Origin of the sequence: Sulfitobacter sp. UBA4523, from assembly GCF_002388305.1 — a bacterium.
Classification (GTDB): domain Bacteria; phylum Pseudomonadota; class Alphaproteobacteria; order Rhodobacterales; family Rhodobacteraceae; genus Sulfitobacter; species Sulfitobacter pontiacus.
On record NZ_DGMH01000054.1, the window covers coordinates 554 to 17,342 of the forward strand.

The following is a 16,789-nucleotide window of genomic DNA, read 5'->3' on the forward strand; positions in this document are numbered from 1 at the left end:
ACCGTCAGCAGGTCACGCCGGATAAAGGTCGCGATCTCCCAGATCTCGGAATCCGAAAAGCCGGGGGCGGAGACGGCATAAAGGATACCAAAAACATCGCCAAAGTCGTCGTTCACCTGTGACGGATAGGCCCCCGAGGGCAGTGAGCTTGCCGCGTCAGACACACGATCCCGCAGATCGTCCCAGACCTGTGGCAGCTCGGTCCCGTCGTATTCATCCTGCATTTCGACTTCGATGACCGACAGCCCGTGGGTATTGCGCGAGGTGACGGTCTTGACCTCGTCCATCTGCTGGATTTCAGCCTCTAGCACCTCAGAGATTTCGGTTGCCACCTCTGCCGCGCTGGCACCGGGATAGGCGGTGGCGACGATGGCGGATTTCAAGGTAAAGCTCGGGTCTTCCAGCTTGCCGACCGACAGGTAGCCAAACACACCCCCAAACAGGGCGAAGAGGATGAAAATCCACGTATAAAGCGGATTTTCAATGGAGAAACGTGCGATTTTCATAGTTTACTCGATGCTCAACCCGTTGAAGGGGCGCACGGTGTCGCCCTCGCGCAGCAACTGTGTGCCAGCGCCAACAACCAGGGTGCCCGGCTCAAGCCCCATGGCGATGATATCTGTGCCGGTATTCGAGGACACGTCGACGTTGACCCAGCTGACCTGACCCTGTTCGCCGGTCTCGTCAGGGGTATAGACCATGACCCGCGCCTGATCCTCGGCCATGACCACGGCAGAAGGGGGCAGGGTCGTTGCAGTGTCGTCACCTGCCGCGATCCGCGCGGTGACGCTCATCGATGCGCCGGGGATCAGTTTCGGTGTGACCCGATCAGAGGGGAGCGCCAGCGTCACGCGGTAGCTTTGCCCGATGCTTTGCGTTTCGGCGTTGAACTCGCGCAATTCAAGCGGCACACCACCGGCAAATAGCGGCGAGGTGCCGGTAAATTCGACGTCAGCCGCATTTGAATACATCTGGAACATCTGCTCGGGAACGTCGATCTCGACGCGTACTTCCGACATATCATGCAGTCGCACAATGGCCTGACCCGGAGAGACATTGGCATAATTCGGCGTCAGACGCGATGCGACCAAGGCGCGGAAGGGGGCGATCAGCGTCGCGTGGTCCAGCGCCTCGCGGGCCTCGCTCAACGCGATCCGCGCCAGATCGCGGGCGGTTTCCGTATCCTGCGCCTGTGCCGTGGACACCGCGTTGCTTTTGGCCAGCGTTTGCGAACGTTCGAAATCCCGTTCGGCTTGGGTCAACTGCACCTCGGCACGTTGTACCGCGCGTTCAAACGGCACCGGGTCCAGCGCCGCGATCTGCACGCCTTCTTGCAGGAACTGCCCTTCTTGGGCGTCGAACATCACCATGCGGCCGCCAACCTCGAACGACAGGTCCACTGTTTCCAGCGCTGCAATCTTGCCGAAAAAGACCCGCTGCACCTGCGACGCGGCACCGCCCGCCTCTATCAATTTGACCGACCTGATCGGCGCGGGCGTGCCCGAGGGGGTCAGGTCATCTGCGTCCTGTGCAACAAGAGGCGTCGCAAGGGTGGCGCATAAAAGGACGGAAATCAGCTGCTTCATGTCAAAGGCCTTTCGAGTACTGGGCGGTACTTACGCGCAGTGACGTACAGTTCAACCCCCCTTGGTACCGTTCAGCACTTTTATTTCACCCATACACGTCCTAGTTCTGCAATATGAATGAAAACGCATCAAAATCGCGAATACTGTCGACAGCGCGCGCCCTGTTCTTCGTCAAAGGCTTTGAAAAAGTCACGACGGACCTTTTGGCGCGCGAGGCTTCTGTGTCCAAGGCGACGATCTATCGCCATTTCGACAATATGTCGGAGATCCTGCAAAATGTGCTCGAGGCCGAGGCAGAGGTTTTTCGCGCCGAGGTGTTGGGAGATATCTCGGACCATCCCGATTTGCGCACCGCGCTGATGTCGTTCGGGCGCAAATTCCTGAGTTTTCTAGGGGAGCAGGATTCGGTCGAATTTACCTGCCTGATCCACGAGGTCGCCCGCGATTACCCGCAGATCGGGCGCACCTTCTATACCGCCGCCTTCGAGGCGGTTTGCGCCGCCGTTTGCGGTCTGCTGGTGCAAGGGCAGGAAAACGGCGACCTGCGCGACGATTTCGACCCGCGTGATGTGGCCGAAGACCTTATTTCATTGCTCAAGGGGTTTGGCATGGTCCGTGCGCAACTGGGGCTGACGACGCGCCCCTACAAGGATATCGACCAGCATGTCACCCGTGCAGTCGATACCATTCTGGTCGCTTATCGCGCGTCAGGCGGGGTCGGGTCGGCGTAATTCGCCACATGCATGATCGCGGCCTGCGTATTGTCGCCGCTGATGTTCAGCTTGGGGCCCAAGGGCAGGGCGCTCATCCCCAGACGGTTCATCCAGCGTTGGAACACGGCAGGCACGATCCCGATCACATGGGTCGCCCCTTGTTCGGTCGCGGCACGCGCCATGCCCCGGATCAGCTTGGTCTGGATCGCCAGCCGCCGATGCGCGGGCTCGTTTCTTGACAAAAACAGCCGCGTGGCTTCCCAGACATGGGGCATCACCGGCGCGTCTTCGTAAAGCACATATTCAGGGATATCCGGCAACATACCGCGCTGTGCGTCTTTCAGCATATAGGTATAACAGCCGCATTGCGCCGTGGTGGGCAGCAACCGCACGCCCGCCAGCACCCGGCCGTATTCATGGATCACGACAGACCGGCTTTGGGGGGTGTCGTACTGGTCAAACTCCATCCCTTCGGTATGGGGCAGATCCCATTCCTTTTGATCGATAAAAACTGATTTGCGTGCTTTCAGAAAATCTGAATAGAGTTGGCCATACCGATACTGGTTGCCGATATGCACCACTGTCTCTTCCAGCCGTGTCGCGTAAGAAGTTACATCACTTTCAACGGGTCGTGTCTGAAGAGCGGCCTGAACCGAAGGCTCCAACTGGATCGTCTCTGCACGCTGGTGCGATTTTGCGTTCTGGATACCCATTGTTCTCTGCCTAAAGCTCCGCTCAAGTAACGAAAAAGTTAACAAAATGCATACAGCCACGGTTCTGCCATGATCGCAACAAATTTTCCACCAATAGTTGAGGTGTATCGTAGTGAAATATCAGCAGATTCGTTTGGCGCTCAATTCCGCGCCAGGCTGACGGAGGAAGCGCAACATGGAAGCAATTGACAATGTTAATTTGCCTCAGGCCCGCCCGGTTCTAAGTCGGCTGCGGGATTATGCGCTTGTGGGCAGCCGGGCGTTTGGCCAGCGGGCGATCATCTATACCGCAGCTATTGCTTTGGCAGGGTATTACTATGAACTGAGGGTCGCGCTGTTTTTCTTTTTCGCGATCGCCTTATGCGAAATCTATGACATCGTCGTGCTGCGCTACATCCTGCGCAACACCCGGTCCAAGACCCTGAAGATCCGCAAATCGCTGTTCCATATCTACATGACCACGGCGCTCAGTGCGACGACGATTGCGATGTTCTGCATCTCGATCGCGATCCAGCAGGGCGTGGGAAACAGCCACTTTCTGCCGCTTTTCCTGTTGATTTCCGCCTCTATCTTCGCGGCGATGAACAACCACCAGTTTTTGTATGTGCTGGGGTTTCGGCTGGCGATCTACATCGGGGCGATCCTCTATATCCCGATCCGCGATGTCGTCGTGGCGCGCCCCTCGCTGGACTCTGAAATCTGGCTGAACCTCTTTACCGCGCTGTTTGTTCTGGGCTTCGTGTTCGAACTCGCCCGGACCTTCATCAAAGGGTATTCCGCGCTGATGAAGAACCGCCTCGCGCTTCAGACCGAGAACAAGAATGCCCTCGCCGCAAGCGAGGCCAAGACCCGTTTCCTGTCCACCGTCAGCCACGAATTGCGCACGCCGCTCACGTCGATCCGCGGTGCGCTTGACCTGATCAACGCAGGGTCAGCGGGCGAGGTGCCGGACAAAATGTCGCGGCTGCTCGATATCGCGACGCGCAACTCGAACCGTCTGGGGGATCTCGTCGGGGATTTGCTGCTTTTGCAATCAGCGGATGTGGGGAAATTCTCGCTTGATCTGGGCAATGTGGATCTGGCCGAGGTCGTGAACACGGCCGCCCATTCGTTCCAGCCCTATGCCAGCCGCTTTGGCGTCGCGGTAGAGATCAACGTCGCCGCAGACCAGCCCATCGTGCGCGGCGACAAGAAACGGCTCGATCAGGTGATCGTGAACCTGCTGTCCAATGCCGCCAAATTCTCGGAAGCGGGGGGCACCATCCGTGTGGGCCTCAAACGCGAGGACGAGAACCTCGTGATTTCGGTCGCGGATCAGGGCATCGGGATTCCCGAAGGCAGCGAAAGCGTCATCTTCGAGGAATTCGGCCAGATCGATTCAAGCGATCAACGCAAGTTCCAGGGCACGGGCCTTGGCCTGTCTATCTCGAAACGTATCGTGGATGCCCACGGCGGCAGCATCGCCTATAAAAGCAAGCTCGGCGTGGGCACCACCTTCTGTGTTGTGCTCAAGGCAGCGGATGCGGCCAAGGCGGTTAAGCCCGAAAGCTATTCCACCGCCGCCTGATCTACCGGCACGGCCCGTAACATCAGCGGGCCATCGGGCCGCATGGTAAAGGTCAAGTTCGGTGGCGCGACAGGGTGGTCCGTCAGTTCAAAAGACGCCCGCCGCAGCACCGAGGCCAGCAGCACCATAATCTCTGTCTCGGCATATTGCGCCCCGATGCAGATGCGCGGCCCGTCCCCAAAAGGAATATACTGTCCGCGCGGGTACTTACGGTCCAGAAACCGGTCATGCTGGTACAGCGCCGCATTGTCCCACAGCAGCTCGTTCCGGTGCAGCGCATAGACCGGGAACATGATCACATCGCCCTTCTTGAACGTCACATCCTTGATCGTCACCTCATCCGTCGCATCACGGGCGAACAAGGCACCTGCGGGATACATCCGCAGGGTTTCGCGCACATGTGCGTGCAGCTTGGGCATCTTGGGCAGATCGTGAAAGCCGATGGGCCCGTCACCGCAGGCCTCCATCACCTCGGCGCGCAGATCGGTCTGTACCTCGGGGTGCATCGCCAGAAGATACAGCCCCCAAGCGATTGTATTGGCCGAGGTTTCATAGCCCGCCGCGACAAAGGTCAGCAGGTTATCGACCGTCGTTTCGACATCTTCCTTATCCGTCTCAAGCGCCTCGATCAGCAGGTCAAGAAAATCGACCGCCTCTGCATGGCGCTGCGCACGGCGGTTGGCGATCACGTCATGGGTCAACTGCCGCAGATCACGGATCGCTTTCTTGCTGCGCAGCCATTTCAGACGGGGCACCCACTTCGGCAGCCCCATCAGGTCGAACAGCGACATATAGCTGATATAGTCGGTGAACCGTCGCATCCCCTGACGGACATCCTGCTTGGACACGGCCTCGTTCCCCGAGAACATCACCCGCGAGATATTGGTAAGCGTCGCCTCTTGCGCCGCATCCGATACATCGACCTCGCCCGCCGTGCGCGCAAAGAAATCCGCCAGCTCGTCGCCGGTCTGGGCAAAATGTCGGGTCAGCACGGGCAGGTTGCGCGCGGCAAAAAGCGGGGCATAGCGATGTCGTTGCGCGCGCCATTTCTCGCCTTCCGACAGGATCATGCCGTTGCCGACAACGGGGCCGATGACGTTATGTGTAAACTCCGCCTTGGGAAAGCGACGCCCGACACCGGCCAGCAGTTCGGTCACCATATCAGGGTCACAGACATAGTGGATCTTGGCCGGCCCTTTCAGATAGCTTTGCGTGCGCGTCGCATCGGGGATCACCGAAAAAATGTTCTTCCCCGCTTTTTTGGCAAAGTCGATCAACCCGACATCGGCCTTGGCCAGATCCGCCTCGACAGGGATCGGGTGCGCCGGTGTTGCCCCATCGGGCGCAGGCATATTCTGTGTATTCATTGTCGTCTCCTTGCCGGCCCACGGGTGGCGTTTATCACACCGGTGTTTCTAGCAGGGAAACAATGATTAATTCTATCTAAAGTTACGCGCCAACGCGAAACGTCAGGTCGCAGAGGTCTTGATGCTGTGGTTGCGTAAATGTGCGGCAGCGTCGGCGCGGGTCATTTTGCCTTGGGCCAGTTCCACCATCATATCGGCGTGTTCCTGATCCACAGCGGCTTGCAGCTCGTATCCGTTCTGGTCCAGAAAATCGCTGGCGACAAAAAAGGCCGTGCGCTTGTTGCCATCGACAAAGGCGTGGTTGCGGGCGATGGCTTCGGCATAGCAGGCGGCCAGTTCAAAAAGCGACGTTTCACCAAAGGCATATAGGTTCATCGGGCGGGCCAGTGCGGATTCCAGTAGGTCACTATCGCGCAACCCGCGCGCGCCGCCCGCCAGTTCCAGAACGCAATCATGCATGTATTCAACAAGTTCGCGGGTAACCCAGCGGGGCTCCGTCATCGTTTGGCAAGTTCCAGTATCGTGCTGCGATGCCGTTCAAGCCCGCGCGCCACGCGGTCTTTATCCTGCGCGGTCACCCCTTCGGTCAGGGCAGTCAGGCGACGGTATTCATCCGCTGACAACAGCACCAGACGGTCACGTTGATGGCTGGTGATGATGACAGGCTCGCTCATCGCCGCATCGCTGAATGCGCCGATGTTGTTCTTGAATTCGGTGGCGGTGACACGTGTCATGGGGCTCTCCTGTAGCGTCACCGCACAATATAGTCAAAATGGACATTTTGTCCATATGGGCCGTGGTCACAGCTTTGGCTGGACCGTTAAGGCAAGACCAGCTCTTCCCCGTTCTGCCAGCTTTGCGCCAGCGCCTTTGCCTCACCTTTTTGCTGGGGTGCCAACTGCTGGCCCATTTGCATCAACCGTTCTTCGGGCGCATCCAGCGCGCCGTCGCGGTCATAGGCCATCGCGGTATCCTGCAACGCCCATGCGGTCACGGGGTCCGGTGTGACGCTGATCCCTTCGGCATAGAAATGCGCGAGCTTGGCAAGGGATCGGGGCTCTCCGCGTTCGGCGGCGGCACGGTACCAGCGCGCGGCCTCTGCCGGATCGGCGGGGCGGCCCTGACCGTTTTCATACAGCAATCCTACGTTCAGATAGGCAACGGGTTCGCCGTATTCCGCAGCTTGCTGATACCAGACCATCGCCTCGTCAAAGTCCTGCTGCACACCGCGTCCAAGCGCATAGTGCTTACCCATGTTGACCTGCGCAGCGGGGACGCCATTGCGCGCTGCCTCATAGTACCAGCCGACGGCTTTCTCGTCATCTTGCGAGGTGCCAAGCCCCTCGGCATAGAGGTTGCCCAGATTGATCTGCGCGGGGGCATAGCCCTGTTCTGCCGCGAGCCGATACCATTCAAGTGCTTGGCCGTGGTCCTGCTTTACCCCGACGCCGTGGTTGGCCATCCACCCCAGCGAATATTGCGCGTCAGCCAGACCCTGTTCCGCCGAGGCACGCAAAAGCTGCTGTGCTTCTTCGGGGGCCGCCTCGCCGCCGCGACCTTCCAGCAACAAGATGCCCAAGCGGTACTGGCCCATGGCATTGCCTTGCTCTGCCGCTTTGCGATACCAGGCGCGGGCCTCTGCATCGCTTTGCGCTGTGCCTTCGCCCAGTTCATGCATGTTGCCCAGACTGAACTGCGCCTTGTCAAACCCTTGGGCCGCAGCGCGGGTGAAATAGTCGAACGCGGTTTTCGCATCGGGGTCGACGCCCTGACCAAAGCGGTAGGACACGCCCAGAGAGTTCAACCCGCAGGGGTTGTTCTGCTCGGCAGACTTCTTCGCCCATGCGACGGAATCATCAAAGCTTTGCGGCACACCATCGCCGCCGCGATAGTATAGGCGGCCGACCTGACATTGCGCCTCGGCGTCGCCCTGTTCGGCCAGCGGCAGCAGCAGCTCCAGCGCGTGGGTATAATCGCCTTGCTCGAACGCGGCCATGCCGTCCTGCACGGTCTGGGCCTGCGCGGCCACGGGCATCACCGCGGCCAGTACGGTACGGCCAAACCAGCTTCGTTTTGTTTTATCTGCCATCGAAAGGGTCCTTCTTGTCGGGTCGGCAGCCTGCTGCCTTTTCGCGTTTTCGTAACGCGTGTCCCCTACCGATGCACGCCGCCACCCCGCCAAATCTCGGCGGAAAATTGCGTGTTTCTGCTGTGGCTTAGGCCGTGGTGCCCCGACCGGCAAAGACCCGCGCGCGGGCGCGGGGGTGATCGGCAAAAAGGATACCCATGGGTAACTTTAGGCAGGTGCCGCAGCGGCCCGACGCGACGCGCGCTGCGAGACGAAGGCGCAGACCAGAAGCTGCGAGATATGGTAGATCATCAGCGGCAAAACGATGGCACCGACCAGATCGGGCGCAAAAAGCGCCGTGGCAATGGGCAACCCGCTGGCAAGGCTTTTGGTGGACCCGCAGTAGAACAGCACCGCGCGATCCGCGTCGGGCATCCCCGCAGCCTTGCCAAAGGCGATCATCGACCACATGCCCACGGCCAGAAACAGCCAGACCACGGCAAAGAGCAGCATCAGCGTGGTGACGGGGATCGCGGACCAAAGGCCCGAGACTGTGCCCGCGCTGAAGGCAGAGTAGATGATCAGCATGATCGACCCGCGGTCCACGATCATGGTCAGCAGCTTGTGGCGTTGCACAAACCCGCCCACCAGCGGACGCATCACCTGCCCGACGATGAAAGGGAGCAAGATCTGCACGCCGATTTTGCCGATGGCATCCAGACTGACGCCGCCGTCGCCCTGATGCAGCAGCAAGGTCACCAAGACCGGCGTCAGAATGACCCCGACGAGGTTAGAGACGGAGGCCGCGCAGATCGCCGCAGGCACATTGCCGCCCGCAATCGAGGTGAAGGCGATAGAGGATTGCACGGTCGAGGGCAGCACCGACAAAAACAGCAGCCCCATGGTCACCGTCGCCCCGAGGATCGGGCTGCACAGCGTCGCCAGCAGCAGGCCAATCAGTGGAAACAGCACATAGGTCGCGCCAAAGGTCATCCCCTGCAGGTGCCAATTTGTGATGCCAGCCTTGACCGCGCTTGGGTCCAGCTTGGCCCCATACAGAAAGAACAGTAACGAGACGGCCCAGAAGGTCACCCCGCGCAGGCCTTCGGCGGCGACACCTGTGGCAGGCAGCACAATGCCCGCGATCACGGTGGCCAGCAGCAAGATCATATAGGCGTCGATGCCGATGCGTTTGATATAGTTCATGGGAATGCCTGCGTTGTCGAAAGATCGATATAGGGGCGCTGCCGGCCCGTAAAGGGCGAGCGGAGGCGTGACCCTTCCGCTCGCCCCTGTGGCGCGGGATCAGAAGCCTGCGGCTTGCCCGTCTTTGCGCGGATCAGAGCCCGCGGCGTAGCCGCCTGCCGCGTTGCGTTGCACCAGTTGCGCGCCGCCGAAGCCAAAGGCGTTGTCCGGCGCCTCGATCTGGATCGCATGGCCAAGCGCCTTGAGCCCGTCGAGCAGATCGGCAGGCATCGACGGTTCGCAAGCGACGGCCAACCCCTCGATCGCGCGCCAGCGGGGGGCATCGGCGGCGGTCTGAGGGTCTTGGTCCCACAGCTGCGTGCGCAGCAAAAGCTGCATATGCCCCTGTGCCTGAATAGGCCCGCCCATCATGCCGAAGGCCATCAGCGGCGCGCCGTTCTTCATGGCGAAGCCCGGAATGATCGTGTGGAAGGGGCGTTTGCCGGGTGCGACCTGATTGGGGTGGCCGTCCTGCGTCGTGAAGCCAAAGCCGCGGTTCTGCATGGACACACCCGTGCCCGGCACCACCACGCCAGAGCCGAAGCCCGCGTAGTTCGACTGGATAAAGCTGACCATCATGCCCGAGGCATCACCGACGTTCAGCAGCACGGTGCCGCCCTGTTTCGGGGCCCCCGCGCCAAAGTCCTGCGCCTTGTTGGCATCAATCAAGGCGGCGCGGGATTTAAGGTAATCGGAGTCAAGCAGGGCCGCTTCGTCCACATCGGTCATGTGATCGCGATCGGCGACATAGGCGTGCAGGTCGGCATAGGCGAGTTTGATCGCCTCGATCTGCAAATGCACGGCGGCCAGATCGTCTGGGCCGTGGTCGCGAATGTCGGTGTGCTGCAACATGCCAAGCGCCATCAGCGCGGCGATGCCCTGACCGTTTGGCGGGATCTCGTGCAATTCCACGTCGTCAAAGCTTTGGCTGATGGTGCCGCACCAGTCGTTGTGATGCGCTGCCAGATCGTCGGCTGTCATCGCGCCGCCATTGGCCTTGGCGAAGGCCGCGATCTCTTGCGCGATCTCGCCTTCGTAGAAGGCGCGGCCCTTGGTTTCGGCAATAGCGCGCAGGGTGCGTGCGGCACCGGGGTTGCGGAAGCGTTCGCCGGGTTTGGGCGCGCGTCCCTCGGGCATGAAAGTCTCGGCAAAGCCGGGCTGGTCCTTGAGCACCGCGGCCCCTTTGGCCCATGCCGTGCCCACGACAGGCGACACGATAAAGCCGTCTTCAGCATAGCGGATCGCGGGGGCCAGCACGGTCGACAGGCCGAGGCTGCCGAATTTTTCAGACAGTTCGACCCAGGCGCTGACGGCACCGGGGACGGTCACGGCGTCCCAGCCATGTTCGGGGATGCCGTCCTTGAAATATTCGGGCGTCCAAGCGGCGGGCGCGCGGCCCGAGGCGTTCAGCCCGTGCAGCTGCTTGCCGTCCCACAGGATGCAGAAGGCGTCAGAGCCAAGGCCGCAGCCCGTGGGCTCGACGATTGTTAGCACCGCCGCCGTGGCGATGGCCGCATCCACAGCGTTGCCGCCTTGTTGCAGGATGGACAGACCGGCTTGGGTCGCCAGCGGTTGCGAGGTGGCGACGACATTCTCGGCCAGGATGGGCGAGCGGCGCGACGGGTAGACGGGATCATGACGTAGGCGCATGGGATGGCCTTTCTGTAGATGGACGGTTTTTGAGGTGACTGCGGATGGCCCAGACAATGGACACGACAGCCGCAATCAGGAAAATCAGGCTGATGGGGCGGGTGAAGAACAGCGTCGGGTCTTCGTCCGTCATCAGCGCGCGCCGCAGGTTGGTTTCGGCGATCGGGCCCAGAATGACCCCCAGCACCAAAGGTGCCAGCGCATAGCCAAGGGCGCGCAGCGTGTAGCCGGTGATGCCGATAAAGATCAGCAGGTAAAGGTCGGTCACGCGGTTGTTCAGCGCAAAGGTGCCCACGACGCAGCAGGTCATCACCACCGGCACGATCAGCCATTTGGGCACTTCGGTCACCCGCAGGAACAGCCGCATAGAACAGATCGACACGATCAGCATCATGAAGGACGCGACCACCATCGCGATGAACATGCCATAGACAAGGTCACCGTGATCCATGATCAGCCGTGGCCCGACCGAGATACCATGCACCATCAGCGACGCCATGAGGATCGCATCGACAGCCGATCCGGGGATGCCCAGACCGATAAGCGGGATCAGCCCGCCGCCCGCGGTGGCGGAGTTGCCCGCCTCGGAGGCGACGATGCCGTCGGGTTCACCGGTGCCGAATTTGTCACTATTCTTGGACCCGCGTTTGGCCTGGTCATAGGCGACGAGGTTGGCGATGGACCCGCCCGCACCGGGCAGGGCACCGATCAGCACGCCGACGATGGAGGACCGCAGCAGGTTGACGGGACGCATCAACACTTCCTTCATCACGGTCCATGTCTGGAAATCGATGGCCCCTGTGACCAGCGCATTGCCCGACCGCACGCTGTCGGCATTCTCTACCTCTGACACAAGCTGGGAAATGGCGAAGATCCCGATCAGCACGACCAGAAACGGCAGGCCGGCCTGCAGCATCTCTATGCCGAAATCAAAGCGCGGGCGGCCCATGATCGGGTCCGTCCCCACGGTAGAGATTGCAAGCCCGATCAGCCCCGCCAGAATGCCGCGCATGGCAGAGGTGCCGACAAGGCTGGCGACGATTGTGAGGGCGAAGACGATGAGCGAGAAATACTCCCACGGGCCAAGGCGCACGGCAAAAAGCGCGAGCGGCGGTGCGGCGAAAATCAGCACGATGGTCGAGATCACGGTGCCAAAGAAGGACGCCCAGACCCCGATGGACAGCGCGCGCCCCGGTTCGCCGTTGCGCGCCATGGGGAAGGCGTCAAAGGTCGTGGCGACCGACGATGGCGTGCCGGGGATGCCCAGCAACGCCGCCGAGATCAGCCCGCCAGTATAACCGCCCACATATACCGAGAGCATCACGGCGATGCCTTGCAAAGGCTCCATCGTGAAGGTCAGCGGCAGGGTCAGCACAATCGCCATCGTGACGGTGAAACCGGGGATCGCCGCCGCAACGATGCCCGCGACGGACCCAGCCAGCATATAGGCGAGTGTCGCCAGCGTGAAAATCTGCGCGGCCCCTGTCATGAAATCAGTCATTCAAAGCACTCCGCGCGGTAGGAAGACGGTGAACACTTCGGCAAAAAGCCAGTTCAGCCCGAAGGAGAAAACCACCGCCACCACAGCGGCGAGGGCGATCGACTTGGGCGTGCGTGGCATCAGGATCACCTGAAGCACGAAAAGGAAGATCAGGCTGGCGATGGAAAACCCCAGCACCGGAATGACCAGCAGATAGGCGGTGAGCGCGCCAAGGCAGACAAACACCAGATAGCAGCGTTTCGCCCATGCTACGGCCTGTATGGCGAAATCACCGTAAGCGTGGCGGGGGATCTGGCGCAGCGCGTCGATGATCGCGATGGCTGATACGATCGCCATCGCGCCAAAGATGATCTTGGGGAACGCCCCCGCGCCAAGCTTTTCAAAACGCGAGGTCGCAATGCCGCTGGCCGAGATGAACAATGCGATCGAGGCCAGCAGGAGGAAGACATAGCTCAGAAGGCGGGCAACCAAGCCCGCCTCCTGTGCCTTCATGGGGTCGTGCCCGTTCATGGGGCCAGAACCGACGACAGCGATTTCACTGTCTCGTCCAGTTTGCTCAGATAGGCGCGGTAGTCTTCCTGACCGCGGAACCCGACATCGGCACCCGCGTTGTTGGTCTGCTCGATATAGGTGGGGTCTTGGGCCATCTCTTGCAGCGCGGCTTCAAGCGTGTCGCGGACCTCTTGCGGGGCCCCTTTGGGCATCACGATGCCGCGGGTGACGTTCAGCTCAAGATCCTGACCCAGCTCTTTGAAGGTCGGCACATCGGGGGCGGCGTCCACCCGGTCAGTCGCGCCGACGGCAAGGAAGGTCAGATCGCCGTTGTCGACGAATTGCTTGGAGGAGCTGATGTCGCCGATCGCCACATCAAGGTTGCCGCCAACCAGCGCGCGCACGCGTTCGCCCGTGCCCTCATAGCCGACGTATTTGAATTCAAGCCCGAAGGCCTGTTCGATCATCGCGGCGTGCAGATGCGGGACGCCGGCCAAGGTGACGCCCATGGAAATCTCGCCGGGATGTGCCTTGGCGTAGGTCACGAATTCTTCGAAATTGCTGTAATTGTCGGATTTGCCCGCCACCAGATACTGGGGCGATGCTGTCATCAGTGCGATCGGGTCAAAGTCATCCCATGCCAGATCGGTGATGCCGGTTTCGGTGGCGACCAGCAGACCTTCGTGCACTTGGCTGATGGTATAGCCATCCGCGGCGCGGCGCGAGGCCTCGCGCAGGCCCACGGTGCCGCCGACGCCGGGCATGTTGATCACGGGCATTTCCACGCCAAGGAAGGGCTGCACATTGTTGGCCACAAGACGCATCAGGGTGTCAGAGCCGCCACCGGGGGACCAGGGCACGATGAACTCTACCTCGCGCTCGGGGTAGGTGTCGGCTGTTGCGGGGGCTGCAATCAGGCTGGCAGCGGTGAAAAGGGCGGCAAGGCCCGAACGAAACGTCATAGGAGGACTCCCTGTGAGAGAAGCAGCGGTTTATCCGCCACGGGTTTGGTGTCAGTTTCGTGAATAACACAAGAATAACCATATCAAAGCGCGTAATTCTTGCCATTACATTTAGTATATCTTATCTTGAGGTATGGATACACGTCAGCTTGAGACTTTATTGGCCATTAGCCAGCACGGCGGCTTTGCCGCGGCGGCGCAGGCCGTGAACCTGACCGCCTCTGCCGTCAGCCAGCAGATCGCGGCGCTAGAGGCAGAGATTGGCACGCAGTTGTTCGACCGCACCCGCCGCCCGCCCGCCTTGACCACAAAGGGCGCCGAAATGGTCCGCTCGGCCCAGTCGATCCTGCAGATCGTGTCGGACACAAAGGCCTCCGTCGCGGGGGAGCAGATGCGCGGCACCGTGGCGCTCGGGTCGTTGCGGACCGGGGCAAATTCACTGATGCCGCAGGCGCTTGCGACGTTGCGCGCCAGCTTTCCCTACCTGAACTTTAGGCTGCGCGTCGGTGTGTCCGAGGAGCTGATGAGCGAGGTCGTCTCGGGCCAGCTGGATGCGGCGGTTGTGGCGGATCACGTGGCGGTGCCCAGCAGTCTGCGCTGGACCCCTGTGCTGACCGAGCCGCTGATCGTTCTCACCCCGCCCGGCACCGGAACGATCACGCTGGATGATCTTATCCGCGACGTGCCCTATATCCGCTATCGCACGCAGGTGCCGCTGGCGCGTCAGATCGACACCGAAATCGCCCGCCTTGGCGCCGCGCCGCGGCAGATCGTGTCGGTGAATACGATGCCAGCCGTGGTGGGCTGTGTGCGCGCGGGTCTGGGCTTTGCCATTATCCCGCAGATCGCGCTGCACGATGCCGAGACCGCCTCGCTTGACTGGTTCCCTTTCGGGGCGCCGCCGATCCATCGCCGTCTGGGGCTGGTGCAGCGGGTCACCTCGCGCCGCGCCGAGGTGCTGGCGGCTTTGGTCACCGCGCTGATCCAGCAGGGGCTCTCGGCAGAGGTCTATGACTAGGCCCGCGCGCGCCAGCCCTTACGCCAGATCGCAAGGCCGATCACCGTGCCATAGACCACCATCGCGCCGCCGATGGCGATGAAGATGCCGCGCAGGCCCAGGCCGCCGGTTTGCATCAGGATCAACGCGCCGATCAGCGCCACCGCCATCCGGCTGAGGCTGCTGATCACCGGCCAGACCATATGCCCCGCCCCCTGCGACGCGAAATACAGCGCGAGCCCGAGGGCGAAGAAGGCGTAGAACGGTGCCACGAGGCGGAAATAGCTGCGCCCTGCGTCCAGCGCGCCGGTGTTGGAAGGGTCAAGGAACATGCCAAGCCAAAGGTCGGGAAACACCGCGAGCAGCAGCCCGATACCGCCGACGATCACCGCCGCCGCGCAAGATCCGGTCCAGGCCACGCGCAGGGCGCGGTCCACCTGACCGGCGCCCATATTCGCCCCGACCATCGCCGTCATCGCGGCACCAATGCCAAAGATCACGGGGATCATCAGAAATTCGAGCCGTGCGCCAAGCCCGTAACCGGCCAGCGCCTCTTCGCCGAAGCGGCCCACGAGCCCTGTCATCATGATGATGGTGATTGTGGTCAGCAGCGTATTCACCGCCGCCAGCGCCCCGACGCTGAGGATATCGCGGAACATGCCGATGTCGATCCGGCCAATGGCCCCGCCAAAGCTAAGCCCCGTGCGCCCCGACAGGATATGCGCCATCGCCAGCACAGCCCCGATCGCAAAGGCGAGCACGACGCCGATGGGCAACCCCGCCATGCCAAGTGCGGGCAGGGGGCCCCACCCCAGGGCGAAGCCGCCCGACAAGGGGATCGAGATGACGGACACCAGCAGCAAGAGCACGGCAGGGGTCTGCATATCGCCCGTGCCACGAATAATGCTGAGTGACGCATTGCACAGCCAGATCGCCATGCAGCCGGGAAAGAAGACCAGCGCATAGGTCGCGGCGGCAGAGACGGCATCGGCACCGCCCCCCAGCAGGGTAAAAAACGCCACGCCAAACAGCCCGACCAGAAGGGCCATGATCACGGCAAAGGCACCCGCGATCATCCACGCGACTACTGCTAATGTGGCCGCCCGCGCGCTGTCTTGTGCGCCAAGTGCGCGCGCCACCGCGGCCGAGATCGCCCCGCCGATGGCCCCCGCCGACAGCATTTGCGTCAGCATGACAAGCGGGAACACCAGCGCCAGACCGGCCAGCGCTGTCACCCCAAGAAGGCTGGCGAAATACGCCTCGGATATGCTTTGCACGGTTTGCACGAACATCGCCAAGACATTGGGTGCGGCAAGCTTGGCCAGCGTCGGCGCGATTGGCGCCTCTAGCAGGGCGCGGGTCCGGGTGGCGCGGGCCTGCGTCGCGGCGGCGGAAAGGGCAGGGGCGGCGTTCGGGGTGACGCGGGCCATCAGCTGGCCTTGCCGAGCTGCGATGTGGCGACCTGATGTGGCATGGTTTCCCCCGTTCGAATGCTTGGAGTGGCGAGTTTTCGCCTCTCGGTTCCTTTTTGGAATGCACTACGGGTAAGTTCTCTTTCAGAACCTGTCAATGCCTGCTAGGATCAAGGCATGAAATGGAACGAGCTACAGAATGAATCCTGCCCCGTGGCGCGGGGGCTGTCCGTGGTGGGCGACCGCTGGACCATGCTGGTGCTGCGCGATTGCTTTCTGGGCATTCGCCGGTTCGAGCAGATGCAGGACCGGCTGGGGATCACGCGGCATGTGCTGGCGGACCGGTTGCGCAAGCTGGAGGGGGCCGGCGTGCTGCGCCGCGAGGCTTATCAGGACCGCCCCCTGCGCCACGAATACCGGCTGACCGACCGGGGCAAGGCGCTCTATCCGATGTTGGTGTCGCTGATCGATTGGGCCAACGCCCATGTCCCGATTGAAGGCAGCCCGTCGGTCACG

General features: G+C 61.6%; 17 protein-coding genes. 4 read left to right on the forward strand and 13 right to left on the reverse strand.

What is annotated here, in order from left to right:
* Together B3849_RS13325 and B3849_RS13330 are read right to left on the reverse strand one after the other, a co-directional pair.
* On the reverse strand, positions 1 to 506 hold a 506-nt coding region (locus tag B3849_RS13325; protein WP_286780278.1), incomplete at its 3' end, for an efflux RND transporter permease subunit.
* 3 nt (positions 507 to 509) lie between these two features.
* A complete protein-coding gene (locus B3849_RS13330) occupies positions 510 to 1,586 on the reverse strand; it encodes an efflux RND transporter periplasmic adaptor subunit (RefSeq protein ID WP_278426124.1) in 1,077 nt (358 codons plus the stop codon).
* A 113-nt stretch (positions 1,587 to 1,699) separates the two neighbouring features.
* Between B3849_RS13330 and B3849_RS13335 the strand changes: the two genes are divergently transcribed.
* Entirely contained in the window at positions 1,700 to 2,317 is a 618-nt protein-coding gene (locus B3849_RS13335) for a TetR/AcrR family transcriptional regulator (RefSeq protein WP_114865448.1), read from the forward strand.
* On the opposite strand, the gene B3849_RS13340 is transcribed toward B3849_RS13335, so the two are convergent.
* Positions 2,284 to 3,012 (reverse strand): acyl-homoserine-lactone synthase, encoded by a 729-nt coding sequence (locus tag B3849_RS13340; protein WP_278426125.1) that lies wholly within the window; start codon positions 3,010 to 3,012, stop codon positions 2,284 to 2,286. The genes B3849_RS13335 and B3849_RS13340 overlap by 34 nt on opposite strands.
* Before the next feature lie 175 nt (positions 3,013 to 3,187).
* Here B3849_RS13340 and B3849_RS13345 point away from each other — a divergent pair, with 175 nt between their 5' ends.
* Complete coding sequence (locus tag B3849_RS13345; protein WP_278426126.1) at positions 3,188 to 4,579, forward strand: sensor histidine kinase; 1,392 nt, start codon at positions 3,188 to 3,190, stop codon at positions 4,577 to 4,579.
* On the opposite strand, the gene B3849_RS13350 is transcribed toward B3849_RS13345, so the two are convergent.
* The 9 genes from B3849_RS13350 to B3849_RS13390 all read right to left on the reverse strand — a co-directional run bounded on the left by B3849_RS13350 (position 4,561) and on the right by B3849_RS13390 (position 13,864).
* On the reverse strand, positions 4,561 to 5,946 hold the full coding sequence (locus B3849_RS13350; protein ID WP_278426127.1) for a cytochrome P450: 1,386 nt from the start codon (positions 5,944 to 5,946) through the stop codon (positions 4,561 to 4,563). The genes B3849_RS13345 and B3849_RS13350 overlap by 19 nt on opposite strands.
* Positions 5,947 to 6,048: 102 nt before the next feature.
* Positions 6,049 to 6,447: a type II toxin-antitoxin system death-on-curing family toxin gene (locus B3849_RS13355; protein ID WP_278426128.1), complete on the reverse strand. Its 399-nt coding sequence runs from the start codon at positions 6,445 to 6,447 to the stop codon at positions 6,049 to 6,051.
* The gene (locus tag B3849_RS13360; RefSeq protein ID WP_005848692.1) at positions 6,444 to 6,680 is read right to left on the reverse strand and encodes a type II toxin-antitoxin system Phd/YefM family antitoxin; all 237 of its coding nucleotides are present in this window, start codon (positions 6,678 to 6,680) and stop codon (positions 6,444 to 6,446) included. The genes B3849_RS13355 and B3849_RS13360 overlap by 4 nt, the downstream gene beginning before the upstream one ends.
* A gap of 86 nt (positions 6,681 to 6,766) precedes the next feature.
* Entirely contained in the window at positions 6,767 to 8,035 is a 1,269-nt protein-coding gene (locus B3849_RS13365; protein ID WP_132998058.1) for a tetratricopeptide repeat protein, read from the reverse strand.
* Positions 8,036 to 8,242: 207 nt separating this feature from the next.
* Complete coding sequence (locus B3849_RS13370) at positions 8,243 to 9,220, reverse strand: bile acid:sodium symporter family protein (protein ID WP_286780279.1); 978 nt, start codon at positions 9,218 to 9,220, stop codon at positions 8,243 to 8,245.
* Positions 9,221 to 9,319: 99 nt separating this feature from the next.
* The gene (locus B3849_RS13375; RefSeq protein ID WP_286780280.1) at positions 9,320 to 10,909 is read right to left on the reverse strand and encodes a gamma-glutamyltransferase family protein; all 1,590 of its coding nucleotides are present in this window, start codon (positions 10,907 to 10,909) and stop codon (positions 9,320 to 9,322) included.
* The gene (locus tag B3849_RS13380; RefSeq protein ID WP_260006022.1) at positions 10,893 to 12,410 is read right to left on the reverse strand and encodes a tripartite tricarboxylate transporter permease; all 1,518 of its coding nucleotides are present in this window, start codon (positions 12,408 to 12,410) and stop codon (positions 10,893 to 10,895) included. Before B3849_RS13380 ends, B3849_RS13375 begins: the two co-directional genes overlap by 17 nt.
* Entirely contained in the window at positions 12,411 to 12,881 is a 471-nt protein-coding gene (locus B3849_RS13385; protein ID WP_286780281.1) for a tripartite tricarboxylate transporter TctB family protein, read from the reverse strand.
* 35 nt (positions 12,882 to 12,916) lie between these two features.
* Positions 12,917 to 13,864, reverse strand: a complete 948-nt coding sequence (locus tag B3849_RS13390) for a Bug family tripartite tricarboxylate transporter substrate binding protein (RefSeq protein ID WP_286780282.1) — start codon at positions 13,862 to 13,864, stop codon at positions 12,917 to 12,919.
* A 133-nt stretch (positions 13,865 to 13,997) separates the two neighbouring features.
* On the opposite strand from B3849_RS13390, the gene B3849_RS13395 reads away from it, so the two are divergent.
* Positions 13,998 to 14,882, forward strand: coding sequence for a LysR family transcriptional regulator (locus B3849_RS13395; protein WP_132998061.1), 885 nt, complete (start codon positions 13,998 to 14,000; stop codon positions 14,880 to 14,882).
* Here the strand turns inward: B3849_RS13395 and B3849_RS13400 are convergent.
* On the reverse strand, positions 14,879 to 16,291 hold the full coding sequence (locus B3849_RS13400) for an MATE family efflux transporter (protein ID WP_278426136.1): 1,413 nt from the start codon (positions 16,289 to 16,291) through the stop codon (positions 14,879 to 14,881). The two genes, B3849_RS13395 and B3849_RS13400, sit on opposite strands and share 4 nt — an antisense overlap.
* Positions 16,292 to 16,450: 159 nt before the next feature.
* Here B3849_RS13400 and B3849_RS13405 point away from each other — a divergent pair.
* Positions 16,451 to 16,789: winged helix-turn-helix transcriptional regulator (locus B3849_RS13405; RefSeq protein WP_286780283.1), on the forward strand; the 339-nt coding region annotated here is incomplete at its 3' end.

What these genes read in the sequence shown, in the direction of transcription:
- B3849_RS13335 (WP_114865448.1), top strand. Translation starts at nt 1,700, where the DNA reads ATGAATGAAAACGCATCAAAATCGCGAATACTGTCGACAGCGCGCGCC.
- B3849_RS13365 (WP_132998058.1), bottom strand. Translation starts at nt 8,035, where the DNA reads ATGGCAGATAAAACAAAACGAAGCTGGTTTGGCCGTACCGTACTGGCC.
- B3849_RS13370 (WP_286780279.1), bottom strand. Translation starts at nt 9,220, where the DNA reads ATGAACTATATCAAACGCATCGGCATCGACGCCTATATGATCTTGCTG.
- B3849_RS13355 (WP_278426128.1), bottom strand. Translation starts at nt 6,447, where the DNA reads ATGACGGAGCCCCGCTGGGTTACCCGCGAACTTGTTGAATACATGCAT.
- B3849_RS13395 (WP_132998061.1), top strand. Translation starts at nt 13,998, where the DNA reads ATGGATACACGTCAGCTTGAGACTTTATTGGCCATTAGCCAGCACGGC.
- B3849_RS13350 (WP_278426127.1), bottom strand. Translation starts at nt 5,946, where the DNA reads ATGAATACACAGAATATGCCTGCGCCCGATGGGGCAACACCGGCGCAC.
- B3849_RS13400 (WP_278426136.1), bottom strand. Translation starts at nt 16,291, where the DNA reads ATGGCCCGCGTCACCCCGAACGCCGCCCCTGCCCTTTCCGCCGCCGCG.
- B3849_RS13360 (WP_005848692.1), bottom strand. Translation starts at nt 6,680, where the DNA reads ATGACACGTGTCACCGCCACCGAATTCAAGAACAACATCGGCGCATTC.
- B3849_RS13390 (WP_286780282.1), bottom strand. Translation starts at nt 13,864, where the DNA reads ATGACGTTTCGTTCGGGCCTTGCCGCCCTTTTCACCGCTGCCAGCCTG.
- B3849_RS13380 (WP_260006022.1), bottom strand. Translation starts at nt 12,410, where the DNA reads ATGACTGATTTCATGACAGGGGCCGCGCAGATTTTCACGCTGGCGACA.
- B3849_RS13345 (WP_278426126.1), top strand. Translation starts at nt 3,188, where the DNA reads ATGGAAGCAATTGACAATGTTAATTTGCCTCAGGCCCGCCCGGTTCTA.
- B3849_RS13340 (WP_278426125.1), bottom strand. Translation starts at nt 3,012, where the DNA reads ATGGGTATCCAGAACGCAAAATCGCACCAGCGTGCAGAGACGATCCAG.
- B3849_RS13375 (WP_286780280.1), bottom strand. Translation starts at nt 10,909, where the DNA reads ATGCGCCTACGTCATGATCCCGTCTACCCGTCGCGCCGCTCGCCCATC.
- B3849_RS13330 (WP_278426124.1), bottom strand. Translation starts at nt 1,586, where the DNA reads ATGAAGCAGCTGATTTCCGTCCTTTTATGCGCCACCCTTGCGACGCCT.